Source organism: Clostridium hominis (assembly GCF_014287825.1).
In the GTDB taxonomy this organism is placed as follows: domain Bacteria; phylum Bacillota; class Clostridia; order Clostridiales; family Clostridiaceae; genus Clostridium; species Clostridium hominis.
This window is the reverse complement of record NZ_JACOOO010000012.1, coordinates 16309-38305: the sequence shown is the minus strand read 5'-3', so window position 1 is coordinate 38305 and position 21997 is coordinate 16309. Positions and strand designations below refer to the sequence as shown.

At 28.7% G+C, this 21997-nt stretch carries 18 protein-coding genes; 16 read left to right on the top strand and 2 right to left on the bottom strand.

The window, feature by feature from the left end; translation table 11 throughout:
• Positions 1-265: 265 nt before the first annotated feature.
• The 4 genes from H8S20_RS06775 (at position 266) to nadC (ending at position 4046) form a co-directional block, all read left to right on the top strand.
• Positions 266-859 carry a class I SAM-dependent methyltransferase gene (locus tag H8S20_RS06775; RefSeq protein WP_186859633.1) on the top strand — a complete coding sequence of 198 codons (594 nt, stop codon included), beginning with the start codon at positions 266-268 and terminating at the stop codon, positions 857-859.
• Between the two features lie 165 nt (positions 860-1024).
• Complete coding sequence (nadA, locus tag H8S20_RS06770; RefSeq protein ID WP_186859632.1) at positions 1025-1930, top strand: quinolinate synthase NadA; 906 nt, start codon at positions 1025-1027, stop codon at positions 1928-1930.
• Positions 1931-1933: 3 nt separating this feature from the next.
• Positions 1934-3214, top strand: a complete 1281-nt coding sequence (locus tag H8S20_RS06765; protein WP_186859631.1) for an L-aspartate oxidase — start codon at positions 1934-1936, stop codon at positions 3212-3214.
• On the top strand, positions 3192-4046 hold the full coding sequence (gene nadC / locus H8S20_RS06760; protein ID WP_186859630.1) for a carboxylating nicotinate-nucleotide diphosphorylase: 855 nt from the start codon (positions 3192-3194) through the stop codon (positions 4044-4046). The genes H8S20_RS06765 and nadC overlap by 23 nt, the downstream gene beginning before the upstream one ends.
• 59 nt (positions 4047-4105) lie before the next feature.
• Here the strand turns inward: nadC and H8S20_RS06755 are convergent, their stop codons facing one another.
• Positions 4106-5173, bottom strand: coding sequence for a PTS sugar transporter subunit IIC (locus tag H8S20_RS06755; protein ID WP_186859629.1), 1068 nt, complete (start codon positions 5171-5173; stop codon positions 4106-4108).
• 190 nt (positions 5174-5363) lie between these two features.
• Here H8S20_RS06755 and H8S20_RS06750 point away from each other — a divergent pair, with 190 nt between their 5' ends.
• The 11 genes from H8S20_RS06750 (at position 5364) to H8S20_RS20665 (ending at position 19542) form a co-directional block, all read left to right on the top strand.
• A complete protein-coding gene (locus H8S20_RS06750; RefSeq protein WP_032118433.1) occupies positions 5364-5579 on the top strand; it encodes a hypothetical protein in 216 nt (71 codons plus the stop codon).
• A 143-nt stretch (positions 5580-5722) separates the two neighbouring features.
• Complete coding sequence (locus tag H8S20_RS06745; RefSeq protein WP_186859628.1) at positions 5723-6850, top strand: metallophosphoesterase; 1128 nt, start codon at positions 5723-5725, stop codon at positions 6848-6850.
• Positions 6851-6944: 94 nt separating this feature from the next.
• Positions 6945-8567, top strand: coding sequence for a Na/Pi cotransporter family protein (locus H8S20_RS06740; protein ID WP_186859627.1), 1623 nt, complete (start codon positions 6945-6947; stop codon positions 8565-8567).
• A gap of 233 nt (positions 8568-8800) precedes the next feature.
• A complete protein-coding gene (locus H8S20_RS06735; protein ID WP_186859626.1) occupies positions 8801-9175 on the top strand; it encodes a hypothetical protein in 375 nt (124 codons plus the stop codon).
• A gap of 178 nt (positions 9176-9353) precedes the next feature.
• A complete protein-coding gene (locus tag H8S20_RS06730; protein ID WP_186859625.1) occupies positions 9354-9986 on the top strand; it encodes an OB-fold-containig protein in 633 nt (210 codons plus the stop codon).
• Positions 9987-10009: 23 nt separating this feature from the next.
• Positions 10010-12064: a flotillin family protein gene (locus tag H8S20_RS06725; protein WP_032118438.1), complete on the top strand. Its 2055-nt coding sequence runs from the start codon at positions 10010-10012 to the stop codon at positions 12062-12064.
• Between the two features lie 11 nt (positions 12065-12075).
• On the top strand, positions 12076-16998 hold the full coding sequence (locus H8S20_RS06720; protein ID WP_243177547.1) for a DNA repair ATPase: 4923 nt from the start codon (positions 12076-12078) through the stop codon (positions 16996-16998).
• Positions 16999-17204: 206 nt separating this feature from the next.
• A complete protein-coding gene (locus H8S20_RS06715; protein WP_186859624.1) occupies positions 17205-18329 on the top strand; it encodes an aldo/keto reductase in 1125 nt (374 codons plus the stop codon).
• A gap of 32 nt (positions 18330-18361) precedes the next feature.
• Positions 18362-18748: a MerR family transcriptional regulator gene (locus H8S20_RS06710; RefSeq protein ID WP_186859623.1), complete on the top strand. Its 387-nt coding sequence runs from the start codon at positions 18362-18364 to the stop codon at positions 18746-18748.
• A gap of 82 nt (positions 18749-18830) precedes the next feature.
• Positions 18831-19217, top strand: a complete 387-nt coding sequence (gloA2, locus tag H8S20_RS06705) for an SMU1112c/YaeR family gloxylase I-like metalloprotein (RefSeq protein ID WP_186859622.1) — start codon at positions 18831-18833, stop codon at positions 19215-19217.
• Between the two features lie 199 nt (positions 19218-19416).
• Complete coding sequence (locus H8S20_RS20665; RefSeq protein ID WP_279288165.1) at positions 19417-19542, top strand: hypothetical protein; 126 nt, start codon at positions 19417-19419, stop codon at positions 19540-19542.
• A gap of 94 nt (positions 19543-19636) precedes the next feature.
• Here H8S20_RS20665 and H8S20_RS06700 read toward each other — a convergent pair whose 3' ends face one another.
• Positions 19637-21157 carry a hypothetical protein gene (locus H8S20_RS06700; RefSeq protein WP_186859621.1) on the bottom strand — a complete coding sequence of 507 codons (1521 nt, stop codon included), beginning with the start codon at positions 21155-21157 and terminating at the stop codon, positions 19637-19639.
• A 189-nt stretch (positions 21158-21346) separates the two neighbouring features.
• Here H8S20_RS06700 and H8S20_RS06695 point away from each other — a divergent pair, with 189 nt between their 5' ends.
• Complete coding sequence (locus H8S20_RS06695) at positions 21347-21973, top strand: hypothetical protein (RefSeq protein ID WP_186859620.1); 627 nt, start codon at positions 21347-21349, stop codon at positions 21971-21973.
• Positions 21974-21997 lie beyond the last annotated feature (24 nt).

Below are 21997 nucleotides of genomic sequence, written 5' to 3'. Positions count from 1 at the left end.
ATGAATATAGAAAATATAATATTAGGAATAGATTATAATTTGCTAGTAGACTTATATTTAATATCAGTTTTAGGATTATCAATTTATGCACATAAAAAAGGTGATAGAAAGACTTCTTTAATATTAAATGGAATAGGGTTTTTATCAATCTTTTTATTATAAGATTTAATTTAAGGTAGTATTAACTTTTGGTAGTACTACTTTTTTTATTAAGAAACTATAAATAAAACTAATTTAATATTATACAAAAGAACAAGGTGGTAAGATGAATTATAAAACTTTAAATTATTATAATGAAAATGCAAAAGAATATTTTGAAACTACAAAAAATATAAAAACTACTGAAATATACAAAGAGTTTTTAAATATGGTAAAACCTTCAGGTAAGTTACTAGATCTTGGATGTGGTTCAGGAAGGGATAGCTTGTACTTCAAAAATGCTGGTTATGATGTTACATCTGTTGATGGATCTATAGAACTAGCAAGAGAAGCAGAAAAATTGATAAATCAAGAAGTTATAGTAAGTAAATTTGAAGATTTTAAATCAAAAGAAAGATTTGATGGAATATGGGCTTGTGCATCATTGCTTCATGTTAGAAGAGAAAATATTGAAGAGGTGCTAAGAAGCCTTGCTAATAACTTAAATGAAGGTTCAGTATTTTACTTATCATTTAAATATGGAGATAATGAATACATTGATGAGAGAGGTAGATATTTTAACTGTTATAAAGAAGAAAACTTTGAAAAAATGATTAGAAATATCACAGAGTACAAAGTTAAAACTATTTATAAAACTGGTGATTCATTATGGGGAAGAACGAATCTTATTTGGTTAAATATAATCCTTGAGAAAATTTAAAATATAAATACTATAACAAGTTTATAAAAAATAAGGTACAATGAGAAGCTCGTTGTATCTTATTTTTTTATTATATAGGTGTTATCAATAGTATTGTAAAAAGTAAAACAGCATAGTATACTTGTGTATATACACAAGTATACTATAATGAAAGGTAGTGTAAATATGAATATAGTTGATAAAATACTTAGATTAAAAGAAGAAAAAGATGCACTAATAGTTGCTCACCTTTATCAGAGACCAGAAATTCAAGAAATAGCAGATATAGTTGGAGATTCGTATTTCTTAAGTAAAAAGGCTATGGAAAGTCCTAAAAAAACTATTGTTTTCTGTGGAGTAAAGTTTATGGCAGAAAGCGCAAAGATACTATCTCCAAATAAAAAGGTACTTATTCCAGTAAATGACTCTACTTGTCCTATGGCAGATATGGCTGTAATGTATAAGCTAGATGAATTAAAAAGTAAACACCCAAATGCAAAGGTTGTAACATATATAAATTCTAATCTTGATGTAAAAGCAGTATCAGATGTTGCTGTAACTTCATCATCTGCTGAAAAAATAATTAATAATATAGAAGAAGAAGAAATAATATTCCTTCCTGACAGAAATTTAGGTAGTTATCTTCAAGAGAAATTACCAAAGAAAAAGTTCATTTTATATGATGGATTCTGTCCAACTCATGAAAGAATAGAAAAAGAAGAGATGGAAGCAGTTATAGCAGAGAATCCAAGCTATCCTGTTTTAGTTCATCCAGAATGTTCAAAGAACGTTAGAGATTTAGCTACATTTATTGGTAGTACTTCTGAATTAATAGGTTATAGTGCAGAATCTAATGCTGAAGGGTTTATTGTGGTTACTGAAGAAGGTGTTCTTTATGAAATGCAGTTAAAGAGTCCAAATAAGAAATTTATTACGATGAAAACTCCAGTGATTTGTCCAAATATGAAAAAAATAACTTTAGAAAATTTATATAGTTGTTTAAAAAATGAGGAGTATGAAGTGCATATAGACTATGAGATGAGAGAAAAAGCGTCCAGAGCATTAGAAAATATGCACCTATTATCAAAGTAAATTATGAATTATGATGTGTTAATTGTTGGGACAGGCGTTGGAGGATTATATACTGCAATAAATTTAAATGAAAATATAAAAGTTTTGATGATTACAAAGGATAGTGTTAGAGATTGCAATAGTTATTTAGCTCAAGGCGGAGTAACTACAATCTTAGGAGAAGATGACTTAGAAAGCTTTATTAGTGATACGCTTAAAGCTGGTAATTATAAAAATAATGTTAAGGCAGTTTCTAAAGTTGGAAAGAATTCAATAAAAAATATTAAAAACCTTAGTAGATTAGGAGTGCCTTTTGAAAAGAAAGATGGAAAGCTTAAGTATACTAGAGAAGGTGGACATAGTAAAAATAGAATTGTTTATTGTGAAGACCAAACAGGTAAGGCTATAGTTGAAGAGTTAATAAAGGTTGTTAAAGATAAAAGTAATATTACAATAATGGAAAATACAACACTTACTGATTTATTAATCGAATATAATACATGCTATGGAGCTTCTATTATAAATAATAATAGATTAATTAAAGTTAATACAAAAGCAGTAGTATTAGCAACTGGTGGAATTGGTGGATTATTTAATTCAACAACTAATTTCGCCTCAATGACTGGAGATGGACTAGCTTTAGCAATTAAGCATAATATAAAATTAAAAGATATGGAGTATTTACAATTACATCCTACTGTGTTGTATGAAAAAGAAAATAAAGGAAGAAGATTATTACTTTCTGAATCTTTAAGGGGTGAAGGTGGAGTTTTAGTAAATCTAAATGGAGAAAAATTTATTGACTCTTTATTACCAAGGGATGTTGTTTCTGCTGCAGTATTAAAGGAAATAGAAAAAACTCCTGATAAGCCTTATGTTTATTTAGATATGACTGGATTTACAAAAGAATATCTAACTAATAGATTCCCGTATATTTATGAAGAGTGTTTAAATAGAGGTTTAAAGATGGAATCAGATTTACTACCAGTAGCACCAGCACATCATTATTGTATGGGTGGAATTGAAGTTGATTTGTATAGTAGAACTAATATTGAATTTTTATATGCAGTAGGAGAGGTAAGCTGTACAGGAGTTCATGGTTCAAATAGATTAGCTAGCAATTCATTATTAGAAGCTTTAGTATTTGGAGAAAATGCTGCTGAAAATATAAATTCTAAGATAAATGAAATAACTATTAATTTAGATAAAGTTAATAGTTTTAGTGACAGTATTAATATGAAACCTTTAATTAACTATGTAAAAGGAAAGGCAGATCATAGGTATGATAAATTATTTAATTGTTGATGAAATTATAAATAGAGCACTAATTGAAGATATACCATATGGAGACATAACTACAAATTCCATTGTTTCAGAGAACTCTTTAGCAACGGCAAAGCTAATCTGTAAAGAAGATGGAATTATATGTGGGCTTCCTATTTTTAATAGAGTATTTGAACTATTAGGAGAAGTAGAATTTACTCCATTAGTAAAAGAAGGGGAAAAAGTTAGTAAAGGTATGCTATTAGGAACTTTAAATGGAAGTACTCTAAAAATACTTTCTGGAGAAAGAGTAGCTCTTAATATACTGCAAAGATTAAGTGGAATTGCTACTATAACTAATAAATATGTAAAAGAAGTTTCTGGACTAAACACTAAGGTTTTAGACACAAGAAAAACAACTCCAGGACTTAGATATATTGAGAAATATGCAGTAAAGATTGGCGGTGGAGAAAATCATAGATTTTCATTATCAGATGGAATTTTATTAAAAGATAATCATATAGCCTATGCAGGTGGAATAAAAGAAGCTATAAACTCTGCAAGAAATAGTACAAGTTTTGTAAGAAAGATAGAAGTCGAAGTTGAAACTAAGGAGCAGGTTATAGAAGCGATTGAAGCTGGAGCTGATATAATAATGCTTGATAATATGACGCCAGAAATGGTAGGTGATATGGTTAAATTAATTAATAAACAAACTACTATAGAGTGCTCAGGAAATATTACATTAGAGACTATAAGAGCTTATGCAGAAGCAGGTGTGGATTATATATCATCAGGCGCATTAACTCATTCAGTTAAAGCATTAGATATATCTTTAAAAGAGTTAACAAGAATAGATAGTGATAATAAATAGTAAGTATAATAATATATTATTATGTATTATAAAAGCAGAGTTTTGTTTTAACTCTGCTTTTATAATTTTAAAGACATATCTCCTAATTTAATTAGTCCTTTTTTACGCATATATTCAGATATTAATAAGGTTATAATTGCTGGTAAAAGAAAATGCATTAAGACAATTTCTATAATTACTATTGAAGGTTTGATAGTTTCAACCATGGTTTCATACGCCATGATTTGTCCAACGAAGCCAGCAGATCCCATTCCTGAGCCGGTAGCGTTATTTGTCATCTTTAAAACAGTAGTTGATATTGGTCCAAGGATTGCACTTGATATAATTGATGGTAGCCATATAATTGGCTTCTTAAATATATTAGGAATTTGGAGCATAGAAGTTCCAATACCTTGAGCTAGTAGACCACCAAATTTATTTTCTCTATAACTTGCTACTGCAAATCCAACCATTTGACAACAACATCCAACTACAGCTGCACCAGCAGTTATTCCGTTAAGGTCTAAAATTACTCCAATAGCAGCAGAACTAATTGGAAGAGTCAATAACATTCCCATTATAACTGCTACAAGGATTCCCATAATAAATGGTTGTTGCTCTGTTGCGAAGATAATTATATTACCAAGTGAAGTCATGAATTTTGAGATTGGTGGACCAACAAGTAGGCCGATAGAAGAACCAAAAGCAATACTTATAAGAGGTGTCAAAATTATGTCAACCTTTGTCTTACCTGAAATTATATTTCCAACTTCTATTGCAACAAATGCAGCAATAAAAGCACCTAATGGTTCACCAGGACCAGCTAACATAATAGCACCTGTATCTGTCATAATACTTCCTGCAAGTATTTTTGTAGCATAACCTCCAATAACTCCTGAAACTGCAGCAGAAACTACTACAAGTGGTGATGATTTATATTTATAAGCTACCCCGACACCAATACCAGCAGATGTGCAAGCAGCTGCAACTTTACCGATAATAAAAGTAAGGTTACCTATATCTCCACCAATGAGTTTCCCTATTTGTTGCAATATGGTTCCCATAATTAATGTAGAGAATAGTCCTAAAGCCATGCCACTTAAACCATCTATAAAGATGTGATTTAAATATTTTTTTATGAATTTCATGTTTCTGTCCCCCTCATAACTGTGTATATACACATGCAAATTAAGTTTAGCATTAACTGTAATTAACTTCAATATATAAATAATAATGGCTACATTTTAAAAGTATTTTTCCTTTTTATGATTAAAAATTATAAGTTGGACAATAATTATAAATACAAAATTATATTAATTTATATAGGAAGGGAATCTTATGCAAGTTAAAATAGAAAAATGCGAAGGTGTAAATAAATGTTGGTATAAAAGTTTTATCGGAGAAATATTTGAAGTTGAAAATATAGAAGCTTCTGGATTAAGTAGGACCAAAATATTTGTAAAGATTAATAAAGAAGAATGTAGAAAGTGTTTTAAAGAAAATAGGAGATATGCAGCAGTTTACAAAAATGATGTTAAAATAATTAACGAATAAGCAGTAATAACTAAGTATAGTTGTTACTGCCTTGTTTTATTATCTTATAAAATATTGACTAAAAGTTAGCTTTAGGATGTATAGTTTTTCTTTATATAAGTAAAAATTATAAAGTATTGAGTATTTAAGGGGAGGGTAAGTATATGAATATATTATATTTTATTTTGCCAGCATTTCTTATGATTATAGTTAGTATTTACTTGTACTATTATATTGCAAGAGCCATAAGTATATCAAAGATAAATGTGAAAAAGAAACGAGTAAAATTGATAATTATAGCTATTGTAATAATCATTATGTATTTTTCTTTAAGAGACCTTGGAGTAGGGGTAGTTGCAGTTTTACATATTATAACTATATCCTTATTAATGGATCTTATAAATTATATATTTAAATTAGTAGGGAGAAGAAGGAACATAACATATTATAAATGGAAGATAGTTTATAATAGTGGAATTGTTCCTATTATAGTATCTGTAATTATCTTAGCTTATGGATATTGGAATATGAATAATATAGTAGAAAGTGACTATATGATATATACAAACAAAGATATAAGAGAAGAAGGATATAGAGTTGCTATGATTTCTGATCTTCATTATGGAACTGTTATGAATAGTGAAAAACTCCAAAAGGCTTGTGCGGAAATTGAAAAGTCAGCTCCAGATATGGTAGTGCTTTGTGGTGATATTGTAGATGAAAAAACTAACTTAGAACAAATGCAGGAGGTTGCAGAGATACTTGGGAGTATTAAAAGTAAGTTTGGAGTATTTTATGTATATGGTAATCATGATGATGCTAGATACTCTTCGATTCCTAGCTATACTAAAGGTGAGTTATGGAATGAGTTATCATCAAATAATATTCGTGTATTAGTAGATCAAAGCTATGAGATAAATGATGAGTTTATTATTATTGGAAGAGATGATGAGGGCTTTTCAAAAGAAGAAGGAAGGAAAAGTAGTGAAGATTTAATTGCTAATATAGATAAAAATAAATTTATATTACTTTTAGATCATCAGCCATCAAATCTAGATGAGAATAGCTTTTTAGGATATGACTTACAATTATCTGGGCATACTCATAAAGGTCAAATTTGGCCTTGTGGCTTAATAAGTGAATTATTTAATTTTAATGAACTTGAATATGGATATGAAAAGATTGGAAATTACGAAGTCATAGTTTCCTCTGGAATATCAGGATGGAATTATCCTATAAGAACTGGATCGAAGTCTGAATATTTAATTGTTGATATAAAAAATAAAGTTTGAAAAATAATAATTATGAAATTTTAAAAAGACATGTATAGAGTAACCTCATAAAAAGGAAAATAAGAAGAGTTGAATTTTTAGGAGGGAACATATTTTGCATATATTAATTAGTCTTATAGGAGGCCTTGGTTTATTTCTTTATGGAATAAGCGTTATGGGAGAAGGACTTCAAAAATCAACTGGTCCTAAATTAGAAAAAGCTATTGGACTTTTAACTAGCAACATAGTTATGGGAGTCCTAGTAGGAACTGTAGTAACAGGTATAATCCAAAGTAGTGGAGCAACAACTGTTATGGTAGTTGGATTTGTTAATGCAGGGATAATGAGTCTTTATCAAGCTATTGGCGTTATAATGGGTGCTAATATAGGAACAACAGTTACAGCTCAGCTTGTATCCTTTGATGTTAGCATATTGTCATCTATAGCTCTTGGTATAGGGATAGTTTTATATATGATAGGTTCAAAATCAAAACCTATGCTAAAAAATATATCTGAAATACTAATAGGTTTTGCCATTCTTTTTATAGGTATGAGATTTATGAAGGATGCAGTAGCTCCATTATCTGAATATCCAGCTGTGAGAAAGGTATTAGCGGAACTGGCACATCAACCTATTTTAGCTTTAATTGCTGGATTTTTAATGACAACAATATTACAAAGTTCTAGTGCATCTATGGGAATATTAATAGCCTTATCTTCACAAGGATTAATGCCACTACAAGCAGCATTACCTATATTATATGGAGATAATATAGGTAGTTGTACAACATCGCTTATTTCAAGTGTAGGTGCAAATAAGAATGCTAAAAGAGCAGCTACTATGCACTTGTGTTTTAATGTAATTGGAACAATTTTATTTATGTTTATATTAAACAAACCTATAACTATGGTGGTTCAATATTTAAATCCAACAGATCCAGCTAGACAAATAGCAAATTCACATACTTTATTCAATATAGTAAATGTAATATTACTACTTCCATTTTCTAAATTTATAGTTAAATTAGCTATGTTAATTATACCTGATAAAGCTGGTGATGAAGAATTTGACAATACTATTACAAAATATTTAGACACTAGAATGTTAGAAACACCTGCTATAGCTTATGGTAATATAATTAGAGAATCCCTTAGAATGGGAGGAAAAGCGAAGGATTGCTTTAGTAGTGCCACAATTGCTTTGATCAATCAATCTTCAAAAAGTATAAATGAAAGCTTTGAAAAAGAGAAGCTTGTAAATGCTCAGCAAAAAGAAATTATAAATTATTTAATTAAACTTTCAAATAAAGCTTTAGACGAAAAAATGAGATTATCACTAGATTTGTTATTTCATACAATAAATGATATTGAAAGAGTTGGAGATTTATCAGAAAATATTGCTGAATTAGCACAAGAGTCTATTAATAATAATGTTAACTTTTCAGAAGAAGCTATAGACGAAATACAAAATATATTTAATAAAACTTTAGAAGCTTATAGTTTAGCTTTAGATGCTATGAAAGGAAATGACGTAAATATTTCTAAGCGTGTTATTATCTTAGAAGAAACCGTAGATGAGTTAGATAAAGCTTATAGAAATGAGCATATGAGAAGATTAAACAAAAATATCTGTAGTATAGATTCAGGTATAATTTACTTAGATCTATTAACAAATATTGAAAGAATATCTGATCACGCTGCAAGCATTGCCAAAAGAGTAATAATGGTTAATGAATAGTTATTTAATCCAAATTAATATTTTTATCAAACAGTAGTAATTAAAATTATATTTACTACTGTTTTTTGTAATGAAATTAGTATTATTAATAGTTAATAGTTGAAAGATTATAAAGTGAAATTTAGTTAATTATAAAATCCTTTCTGTTTTTTTATTTGTGATTTTAAGCATAAATGATATAATTTATAAAAATGAAATAAAATAAGGAGGAGCTAGAATGGGAGGGATTAATTTTGGATAAATTGTTGATTACAAAGATTATTGGCAAAAAGGATGCAGTAGATTTAGATGATTCGGTTTATAATTTAAGAGATGTATGCGATGAACTAAGAAATATAATTATATTAAACTTACCCATTGATGAAGAGTTTAAAGCTAGAAATAGAAGACGTCTTAATGCTATTGATGGTATTGTAAAGCCTATATCAGAAAAGTTAAAGAGTGATGATTATATTCAAGGCTATACAAATAGTAAAAAATACTTACTTAAATATGTAGAAGATATATCTACATATATTGAAGGAGTATTATCTGCTATGGAACCTTTAAATATAAAAGATTTTACTTATTATACAAATATGTTAATGGATTTAGTTTTAGTTTATTAATTGAATAAGGATAAAATTATAGAGATGCGTTATTTACGTATCTCTATTTATTTTACACAAAAGCAAAACTATGGTTATTTATTACAATAATGACAAATATGTTAACAAACTTATCATAATTCGTTGTTTATAACAAACATAAATGTTAAAATTTACATATAAGGAAAGGGGGAGAGGGATGGGTGAATTAATAAATAATGCTTTTACTGGAGTGAATATTATACCAACTGTATTATTGATGCTAGTTCTAATTTATTGGCTAACAGTAATATTGGGAATTATAGATATTGATTTCTTCGATTTTGATATAGATTTTGATATTGCAAATGGTACTGATGGTTTAGATGGGCTTCAAGGAATTTTAGCTTATTTCAATCTAAAAGAAATACCATTAATGATAATTTTAAGCATATTATCATTAGTATTTTGGATATTATCAATGCTACTTTATTTGTTGCCTATTAAAGCTGGAGGATTAATAAATGGATTATTATTAATACTTACATTAATAATTAGTTTATTTATAACAAAGCTAATATCATTACCGTTAAAGGGATTATTTAAAAATATGTACTATAAGGGAACAGAGGATGAAGAAAAAGTAATTGGACATTTAGTAAGTTTATGCTGCGATCTAGAAAAGGGACGTCTAGGACAAGCTGAAGTAAAGCAAGATGGAGCATCAATATTAATAAATGTTAAATGTGAATTTACTGAAGATAAATTTGAAAAAAATGAAGAAGCCTTCGTTACTAAGAAGGACGATGAGAAAAATATATACTACATTGCAAAAGTATATGTAAACAAATAAAAAGTTATAATAGGGGTGGAGTTATGGATTATAAGATTCAAGTTATTTTAGTTAGTGTTGGAGCAATTGTAATAATTGTAGGGGGGTTACTTGCGTTATTCTCGAGATTCTTTCATAAGGTTGAACAAGGTAAGGTTATAGTTAGAAATGGTATTGGTGGACCAATGATAAGCTTCGGTGGAGCATTTGTAGTTCCGATAATACATAAAGTAGAAGTTATGGACGTTTCAGTTAAAAGAGTTGAAATTGCAAGAGAAGGTAAGGATGGTCTTATCTGTAAAGATAATTTAAGAGCAGATATTAGAGTAGCTTTCTTCGTTAGAGTTAATCAAACAAGAGAAGATGTACTTAAGGTAGCTCAATTACTAGGTTGTCAAAAGGCATCAGATCCAAAGACTTTAATGGAATTCTTTGATGCTAAGTTTTCTGAAGCTTTAAAGACTGTAGGTAAAAAGTTCGATTTTGTTCAACTTTATACAGAGAGAGAAACTTTTAAAAATGAAATTCTACAAATAATAGGAACTGACTTAAATGGATACGTTTTAGATGATGCTGCTATTGATTACTTAGAGCAAACTGATATTAATATGTTAAATAGTAACAATATATTAGATGCAGAAGGTATTAAAAAGATAACAGAGCTTACTGCAGAACAGCTTATTTTAGCTAATCAAATTGAAAGAGACAAAGAAAAAACTATTAAGAAGCAAAATGTATCAGCAAGAGAAGCTATTTTAGAACTTGAAAAGCAAAATGCTGAAGCAGAAGCTAAACAAAAAAGAGAAATTGCTATTATTACTGCTAGAGAAGAGGCAGAAGCTGAAAAGGTAAGACAAGAGGAAAGATATAAAGCAGAAATGGCAAGAGTTAAGACTGAAGAGGAAATTGAAGTTGCAGAGCAAAATAAAGAAAGACAAGTTATTATTGCTTTAAAATCTAAGGAAAGTACAGATGCAGTTGAAACTGAAAGAGTTGAAAAGAAAAAATTGCTAGAAAGAACAGAAAAAGAAAAACTTGTTGAGCTTGCTAATATCGCTAAACAAAAGGAAGTAGAAACAGAAAAGAAAAATATTCAATCTATTATTAGAGAAAGAGTGGCAGTTGAGAAGGATACTGTTGTTGAAGAGGAAAAGATTAAAGATACTAGAGTAATTGCTGAAGCTAACAGAGTTAAGTCTGTTGCTATTAAGAAGGCTGAAGAAGAAGCTGAAACTAATTTAATAGTTGAAGTTAAAACTGCTGAAGCTTCTAAACAGGCATCTGAAAGAATCGCTGAAAAGACAATAATTGATGCTGATGCTAAATATAAAGCTTCACAAAAAGAAGCAGAAGCAATTAAAGTTCTTGTTGATGCAAATGTTCTTAAGGAATCAACTGTTGGTATAGCAGAGGCTAAAGTTACTGAAGCTAAGGCAGTAGCAGAAGCTAAGGCAATTGAAGCAAAAGCATTAGCTCAAGCTAAGGGAGAAACGGCTATGGTTGATGTTAAGGAGAAAGATGGAACTGTTGAAGCTGATATATTAAAGAAGAAATATATGGCTGAAGCAGAAGGTATTAAGGAAAAAGCTACTAGTATGAAGGCTCTTGATGAAGTTGGTAAGGAACATGAAGAGTTTAAACTTAATCTTGAAAAAGAAAAGGAAATTGAGCTTGCTAGCATTAATATTCAAAGAGAAATTGCTGAATCACAAGCTTCAGTTATTAGAGAAGCTCTTAAGACAGCTAAGATTGATATTGTTGGTGGAGAGACTATGTTCTTTGATCAAATTATCGGTTCTATTGCAAAAGGTAAGTCTTATGATAGATTAGTAAATAATAGTGATGTTCTTACAGATATAAAAGAAACATTTATAACTGGTGACCCAGAATACTTTAAAAAGCAATTAAGTGAATTTGTAGATAGATTTAACTTAACTTCAGATGATATTAAAAATCTTTCTATAGCTGGAGCTATTAATAAAATGATGAATAGTGCGGATGCACAAGATAAAGCAGTGTTAAGCAATTTATTAGATACAGTTAATAAAGCAGGAGTTGCTAACTTTCCAGCAAAGACTATAGAAACTATACGTAAATAAGGAGAATAGCTTTGAGTAGTATAGATGAAAAGGATATGGAAAATGGGTCTTATGAGGTTATTAAAAATAGACTTTTAAATCAGGGAACAGAATTAAAAGTCCGTGTAGATAAATTAAATCAGGTTAGAAAAGATGTATTTGGTTCTATTGAAACTACTCTTCTTGGAAGCGAAAGAATAATAACTGATAATAACTGTATACCTAGAGATATGGCTCCTATAAAAGATTATTTTATCTTTGGATATAATGTTCATATTGGGCTTAAATCTAAGGTTGAGCTTGATGATGTATTTTCAATTTATAAATATAGTGAAAAGAAATTCATTAAGCAATCTCTTGATTTAATAGGTAATGATGAGTTTTTAAAGGATTTTGATGAGCTTTATAATTATTATAAAAACACCTTCTTTACGAAGTTCACTATACAAGATCCGTATTTTTATATGATATTTCAAACAGGGAAGAGTCCTACAGATATTAAAGTTTTTAAGTGGGAAATACAAGGTAGTAAGCTAATATATATTGATAGTAGGAGCGAACATGAGGTTAGATTTAGAAATAAAAATGAATTTAACTTTGTAAGAGCTACTAGAGATGACCAAAGGAGCGGTTTATATCCTCATATATCAATAATGGATAAGGTATTCGTTGAAACTATCAATGGTGACTTGACTATTAAGGTTGAGGATAATACTGCAACAGGAAAAGGAATATATTCAGAGCCAGTAGAAGATAAAGATCAAACTTTAGATGATGCAGAAATTTATTACTCTGATCTAGAACAATTAATAATATTAAAGATAAAGCCTTATAAAGAAGAAGAGTTTAGGTATTTTATCTTTAATAATAAGTTAAAAAATGTTGTAAGAATTGATTCTATAAAAGATACAGCAATTTTATTACCAGGTCATCATGGAATAATCTTTCCAGAAGGATACTATCTTCAAAGTGGAGAGTATAAAGTATTTGATGTAGAAGGGTGTAATTGTATATTTGACGAAAGAGTAACATCTTCAAATGGTGAAGACTTTCAATATATTTTCTATAACATTGAGATAGGTCAATATTTAATTTATTCCTATAATATTATAGAACAAAAGATTGATACACCAATAGTTTGTAGTGGATATGGTCATTTTGACAATGGTGAAATGGTTGTATTTAAAAGTGAAAATGAGCCAAGAAAAAATCATATGGTTCAAATATGGCAAACTCCTTATGTCGGTAAGGATTATATAGCTGAAGGTAATAAAGATTCTGCTTTGTATAAAATTGGTAATAAAGATATAGTCAATGCAATGGCAGATGCAAAAGGTATTTGTAAGCTTATTGATAAAAAGGAAGGTTACCAAAGTATTTATGCTGATATTGTAAAGGAATGTGAAAGAGTAATTGATTCTTATTTTTGGATAGATCAAGATGAAACCTTTAATATAAAGGAAATTCTTTCTGAAATTAAGGATACTTCAACCTTTGCAATTGAAGAGTTTGAAAAAGTTTTAAGAATAAAAACATCCACAAAAAAGCAAATAGAAACTGTAAGTAAAGATTCAGAAGAATTGCTAAAAAAAATAAAGTATGGTTCCTTTGATACAATAAATGAGTATGTTGAAGCATTAGCACAAATAAGAAGTCTTAGAGGGAGAATAGCATCATTAAGAGATTTAAGATATACAGATATTAATATAGTAAATTCTCTTGATATAGAAGTTAAAGAAAAATATGATGAGTTTTCTGAAAAATGTGTAGAGTTTTTGATTACTCCAGAAGGCTTAAAACCTTATGCTGATAAAGTAAATGAATTGCAACAAGAAATAGATAAGGTTAATAAATCGAAGGACGGAAAAGACCTTGAAGAAAAAATTAATGAAACTTCTAGTAGGTTAGAACTTCTTATTGAGATTATTAGTAACTTTAAAATAGATGATCCAACTATTACTACAGAAATAATAGAGAAGATATCATCGTTATTTTCTTTAATTAATAATGGTAAGGCTAGATTAATTAATAGAATTGAACAAATTACTAAAAGTGAAATGACAACACAATTTCAATCTCAAATTAAACTTTTAAGCCAATCAGTAGTTAATTACTTAGATATTTGTGATACAGTTGATAAATGTGATGAATATTTAAATAAAGTATTAATTATGATTCAAGAACTTGAAGGGAAATTTTCAGAGTTTGATGACTATGTGCTAGAGCTTGCTGAAAAGAGAGAAGAGCTTTATAACACCTTTGAAAGCAAAAAGCTATCTATTTCAGATAGGTTAAACAAAAGGATAATAAGCCAGTTTAATGCTGCTGAGCGTATATTAAGTGGAATTAGTAATAGACTTAAAAACTTTAAATCCATTGAAGAAATAAATGGATACCTTTCTACAGATATTATGGTTGAAAAGGTTAGAGATATAATTTCAACATTGAATACCTTAGGAGATAATGTAAAAGCTGATGAGATTTCTTCAAAGTTAAAAAAGATAAAAGAAGAATCAATAACTGAGTTTAAAGATAGACAAGAACTATTTGTAGATGGTAAAAATATTATTAAACTAGGAAATCATAAGTTCTCAGTTAATACTAAGTCTATAGATTTATCTATAGTTCAAAAGGGCGAAGGCTTATATTATCATATAACAGGTACAGATTTTTGGGATAAGGTAGAGAGTGAGAATATTGATAAGTATAATTATATATTTAATCAGACAATAGTATCAGAAAATGATGAAGTATATAGGGGAGAGTATCTAGCATATTTAGTTTTTCAGGCAGCTAAGAATGGTGAATTTGAAAGCTTAGATACATTGTACTCAAAGTCAGAAGTACAATTAATTTCATTAGTTCAAAGGTTTATGGAATCTAGATTTGATGAAGGATATACTAAAGGTGTACATGATATGGATAGTGCCAAAATATTAAAGGCATTATTAGAACTTCACAATAATATTGACTTGTTAATTTATAAAAGTGAAGCAAGAGCTTTAGCAAGAGTATATTGGAAATATTTGATAGATTCAGATACAAAGAAAATGTTAAGGACTCGTTTAAAAGAACTATCTAAGGTTAGCTTATTTTTTTATTCTTCTCCAAGCTTAGAAAACTACTTACCATACATTGAAAATAATATGGCAGAAGAAGTTAAGGTGCTTTCTATATTTGGTAAAGATTATATACATGAAGCTGCTGAATATCTTTGTTATGAGATAATGAGAGGCGAAGAGTTTGTAGTAAGTAAGGAAGCCAAAAGTATATATGACATGTTTAGGAAGTACTTAAAAGATAAGAACATATTGGATGTTTTTTTATCATCTATTGAAAGTTGTAGAAATGATTTGGAGGGCTTATATTATTTAATTAATGAATTCGTTAATTCATATAGGCTTAGCATGATTAATGTGAATGAAAATAATGCTGAGTTAAACACGGATTTATTTAATTCATTAACAGAGAATGAAGTATTAAGTATTATTAAAGAAGTTGTTGTTTTACTTATGGAAAGTGATACAACTATTGGAAGGGTAATATATATTGATTCAAAAATAAAAGTGACTGGATTAATAGGAAGTCACACAGTAATTAATAGTGGAGAATATAAATTATCTTATACAAACTTTATCCATAAGCTTACTTTATTTAAAGAGCGCAATGTAAGGAGCTTTATAGAATTCCAAAGGATTAAAAAAGGTTTAATAAATGATTTCAAAAATAAAATTCATTTAGATGACTATAAGCCACAAGTTCTTACTTCCTTTGTAAGAAATACTTTAATTGATAAGGTATATTTACCTTTAATAGGTGATAACCTAGCAAAACAGATTGGAGTTGCATCTGAAAATAAGAGAACTGACTTAATGAGCTTGTTACTATTATTATCACCACCAGGTTACGGTAAAACAACGCTAATAGAATATATTGCAAGTAGGCTTGGTATAATTTTAGTTAAGATTAATGGACCAGCATTAGGTAACGAAGTAACATCCTTAGATCCTGAAACAACTAAAAACTCTGGTGCTAGAGAAGAGCTACTAAAGCTTAATATAGCATTAAAGATGGGTAATAACGTTATGATATACATTGATGATATTCAACATTGTAACCCAGAGTTTTTACAAAAGTTCATATCTTTATGTGATGGTCAAAGAAAAATTGAAGGTGTTTATAACGGTGTAAGCCAAAGCTATGACTTAAGAGGTAAAAAAGTGGCTGTTGTAATGGCAGGTAACCCTTATACAGAAAGCGGAGAAAAGTTTAAAATTCCAGATATGCTTGCTAATAGAGCTGATGTATATAATCTTGGTGATATGCTTATGGAAAATGAAGAGGCATTTAAGCTTAGTTATATTGAAAATAGTGTTACATCAAATCCTATACTTTCAAAATTAACAAATAGAAGTCAAAGGGATTTATATAACTTTATTCAAATGGCTAAAGGTACGTCAGAAGAAGGTATATCTTTTGAAGGTAACTATTCAATGGATGAAATTAATGAATATGTTAGTGTTATTGAGAAGCTATTTAAGGTTAGAGATATTGTTTTAAAAGTTAATCTTGAGTATATATACTCAGCAGCACAAGCAGATGAGTATAGAAATGAACCACCATTTAAGCTTCAAGGGTCATATAGAAATATGAATAAGATAGCAGAAAAGATCATTCCTATAATGAACGATGAAGAGCTATTTAAGAGAATACTTGCAAGCTATGAAAATGACTCACAAACCTTAACTAATGGAGCAGAGGCTAATATGCTTAAGTGGAAAGAGATTACTGGATGCATGACAGCTGAGGAAAAGAACCGTTATGATGAAATAAAATCTATTTTCATAAAGAATAAGATAGTTAAAGGCGATGATAAGTTAGGACAAGTAGCATTAGCTTTAAGTAATCTTACAGATAACTTAGAGATGATTAAAGATATACTCGCTAAGAAATAATATTATAAACTTTTGCTATTAAGTAAAAGTTTAATATAAGGTAGAGGTGGCTAGATAATATGTCGCTGCTACCTTTTAATTTTCAGAATTTGATAAAAAAATATTGACTTAGAGTTAACTCTAAGTAGTATATTGAGATTAGGTGAAAATTATTGGAGAATAGTACAAATTAAATTAATAAGAGAGAATAAATGGAGGGTAAAACTATGGGGCAAAAGAAATTAGGTTTTGGATTTATGAGACTACCAATTACAAATAAGGAAGATCAGTCTAGTATAGATTATAAACAAGTAAATGATATGGTAGATATATTTTTAGAAAGAGGATTTACCTATTTTGATACTGCATATATGTATCATAACTTTATAAGTGAATCAGTAATAAAAGAAGCTGTTGTAAAACGTTATCCAAGAAGTGCTTTTACAATTGCAACAAAAATGCCAACGATGTTTTTAAAGAAAGAAGAAGATCTAGAGAGAATATTTAATGAGCAATTAGATAAAGTTGGAGTAGGGTACTTTGATTATTATTTACTTCATAATCTTGGGGTAACTAATTATGAAATAGCAAAGAAATTTAATGCTTTTACATTTATCAAGAAAAAGAAAGCTGAAGGCAAGATAAAAAAGATAGGATTTTCTTTTCATGATACTGCAGACTTATTGGAGGAGATTTTAACAGAGCATCCAGAAGTTGATTTTGTTCAGCTTCAACTTAACTATATTGATTGGGATAATGAAAGTATTCAATCTAGAAAATGTTATGAAGTTGCTACAAAGCATAATAAACCTGTAATAGTTATGGAGCCTATTAAGGGAGGAACATTAGCAAGTGTGCCATCTAAAGCAGAGAAATTATTAAAAGAGTATAATAGAGATATGTCAGTGCCGTCTTGGGCCATTAGATTTGCAGCAAGTCATGAAAATGTTATGATGGTTCTAAGTGGAATGTCAACAATGGAACAATTATTAGATAATACAGGATATATGGAAAACTTTAAGCCTTTTAATGAAGAGGAATATGGTATTATTAATAATGTTGTAGATATAATAAATGATGCTATAGAAATTCCGTGCACTGCATGTCAATATTGTGTAGATGGATGTCCTAAAAAGATAGATATACCAAAGTATTTTGCTTTGTATAATGCAGAAAAGCAAGCAGGAAGCCAAGGATTTTCAACACAAGGTGTATATTATGCAAATTTAACTAAAACATATGGAAAAGCGTCAGAATGTATTAATTGCAAGAAGTGTGAAAAAAGTTGTCCACAACATTTAAATATAGTAGGATACTTAAAAAATGTAGCAATGACTTTTGAAAAGATATAAATATAGCTTAAAGATAAAAGGGAGATAAGTATATGACTATTACAGAGGTAAGTAGAAAATATAATTTAACAGCAGATACATTACGTTATTATGAAAGAATTGGATTGATTCCTCCTGTAAGCAGAAATAATAGTGGAGTAAGATATTTTACTGAAGAAGATTGCAATTGGGTGCAGTTCATAAAATGTATGAGAGGTGCAGGTCTTTCAATTGAAGTATTAATTGAATACGTAAAAATGTTCCAAGAAGGCAATTCTACAGTAAAAGCTAGAAAAGAACTATTAATAGAACAACGTAATCAATTAGCAGATAGAATTAGAGAAATGCAAGAAACTTTGGATAGATTAGACAAAAAAATTGATGGCTACGAAGAAAGAGTTCTTAGAAGGGAAAAAGATTTAGTAAAAGCAGATAAATAAACTATAATGTAATAATACTTATATATTTTAAAAGTAATGATAATAGAAATTAGTTTACTGTAGTTAAAAGTTAGGGGGAGTCATGAAATTAAATAAAATACATCATGTAGCAATAATATGTTCAGACTATAGAGTCTCTAAAGAGTTTTATGTTGAGAAATTAGGACTTAAAGTTATAAGAGAAGTATATAGAAAAGAAAGGGATTCATACAAGCTAGATTTAGAAATAGGAGATAGTCAGATTGAGTTGTTTTCTTTTCCTAATGCGCCAAAAAGACCAAGCTATCCTGAAGCTCAGGGCTTAAGACATTTAGCTTTTGAAGTTGATAATATTGAAGAAACTGTAGAAGAGCTAAATCAAAAAGGAATAGGAACGGAGCCAATAAGAATTGATGAATGTACAGGTAGAAAATTTACTTTCTTTGAGGATCCAGATAAATTGCCTTTAGAATTATATTCAAGAGTGTAACGTATTTTAATATTAGAATTTAAAAGCAGGACTAACTAAAATATGGTTATTCCTGCTTTTAAATAATTAAGATAAATATTATACAAAATTTATTGAATCTGGTATAGCATCAACTGGAAAATAATGTTATAATTATGACGATATATATTTTTTATATTTTTAGTAAACGTATTCAGTAATTTTGTAGGGGGAATTGGTTATGTGTAAAGATGAGTTAAACAATCTAAATCAAGAGGAAGAAGTAAAAGTTGCAGAAAAGGTTGAAGTTATGGAAAATACTAGAGACGAAAAGCTTAAGGAGTATGAAGATTTACTAGGATTTTAAAACTTATAAACTATATATTATAAAAAGAGTCCACTTAAGTGGTCTCTTTATTTATAATTAAACAGGTAAAAAAGAAGTTTTTATCTTAATTATACTAAGTTTCATTTGGAAGTAATTTGATTATTTCAGGTATATATTTTTTTAGTATTCCAAAGTTTTTAGAAATTTCTCTTTGAAGTTTTTGATATTCATATGGATAAAGATTATAAAAATTTTTATAACGTATGCAATGAGAGTTTTGCTTTTCGTAACCTTTCCAAACTTGGCAACCTCTAAAAGGATTTGAAGTGCCTATTAATAATTCATTATTGCTTCCTACATATAGTATACGACCACCATAGTTAGTTCTATATCCTAGACCATTTTTGAATACAGATCTAAAACATCTACCATCATTTGATTTATATAAATCAAAACCAAATGGATAATGATATTTATTTAATAAGGATATAATATTTTTATAGGTTTTAATAATTATTGCAGTATTTCTTTTACCTATTTTATTTTCAAAATGGCATTTATTAGCTAATAGCGTATCAAGTATAACTTGCATATTATTTGAATCATCAAATGTTGATATTAATAAAGAGTCATTGTATTGTTGAATTTGCCAAGCATAAACATTAAAAGGATTATTAAATCCAGATTTATATCCACTGATACTACGACCACGATGACCTCTAGATGGTATTGATGGAGTTATAGGCTTTCCTCCAATAACTAAATCCCAATTATCATATTTATCTATTCTAATAATATCAAAACCAACTGGCAAAGCCCAAGATATTGGTGGAGGCTTTGTTCCACTTACATAAAGGTGATCATTAAACACACCTATGCTTAATGAATATTGATTCTCGGCATCTCCAAAACCCTTATCTACGATAAGAGTCCAGTCATTCATTTCAGGAACTTCTTTATTACTTCTCCATACTTGTACACCAGAAGAATGGGTTGTAGATACATATAGTCTATTATTAAAAATAGCCATATTTGAAACTCCGCCTTTAGGGTTTTTATTAGGATTAAAATGAGGGTTACTAGTATCAGTTATATTTTGCCAAGGATAGTATTCAGGATCTCTAGATCTATAAATAAGTGGTCTTTCACTAAAGTTAGTTTCATCTACAACTGCAAGATAAAGCTTTCCTTTTATGGTTATCATATATCTAGATGAGTTTCCTTTAAGTGCATTATAAGGCATTACAAACCAATCTATACCATTATAAGATTTTAAAACTTTAACTTGAACTCCATATGTTGATGCGTATAGACATGGAGTAGAATCAGCAGATTTAGCTTTAATCATAAATCTAATACCAGTAATTCCAGAGTTAGGTTCTGCTTTATAAACGCATTGCCACTTTTTAGTACCATCTTTTTTATATCTCCAAATTTCTGCTAAATTATCTTGTGAAATTGGTCTAATTATTTCAGGAATATTAATATCAGGATAAATTGATTGAAGAATTGTTAAAGGTATATTTCTACCTGTACCGACATAAATGTAGTCATTCAGTTCACTAATTGACCAAGCATAGTTATTTTGTCTAGCATTATCTAAATTTCTATAGTCAAAACCATCTACAGAATTTAGTTTTTTAAATTTGTACATTTGTTGAACTCCTTATTTAAATATGGATTTGTACTATATAATACGATGATAATATGTAAATCGTTACGTATTTTAATATTAATAAATAAGATATTTTATTTATTATTTTTTATAGACTATTATTTCAAGCACATTATTATTTGAATATTTATATTATTATATTGATATTTAAATTTAGGAGGACTCAAATTGTCATCAGATTTAAAAGAGGTAAAGGAGTTAAAAGATTTAATATGTAGGAAGAAAGTATCTATAATTAAGAAGAAATATGAAAGATCTGAAAAGAGGATTTATAAAAAGCTTTTAGCTTCCAATAAAGATAAAAATGAAGAATACTTAACTAAATGCATATTTATTGAGTTTAAAAAAAGATACTTTTCAACTCTTTGTAAAAGAGTTGATGAACTTATAAATAGCTGCATTTTAGATATTGAACCAGCAATGAGAGAGTTTGTTTTTGAAAAGAGAAGAAATAGAGCTTTTGAAGTGTTAGTATTAATAAAGAACATATTAGATAGAAATTGTATACGTTGGGCGATTATGGATGAGTATATAAAATGTAGAGAGAAGTGTATGTGTCCTGAAAGTATTTGTATAGTTGTTTGTAAGGAACATATGAATGCTGCATGTAATGTCTTCAATGTAATAGGAGAGAAAAAAGGTACCAACATCTATATGATTAATGGCGTAGAAGTTCACCTTAGCTTTGGATATGCTATAGAAAATAGAAGTTATAACTTAGGAGAGTATGATATAGGATATTGTAATCTAGAGAGTGAAGAGATTCCAGTGTTAGTAGAGCCAAGAAAATCATAGTATAGTTATATAGCAATTCTATAG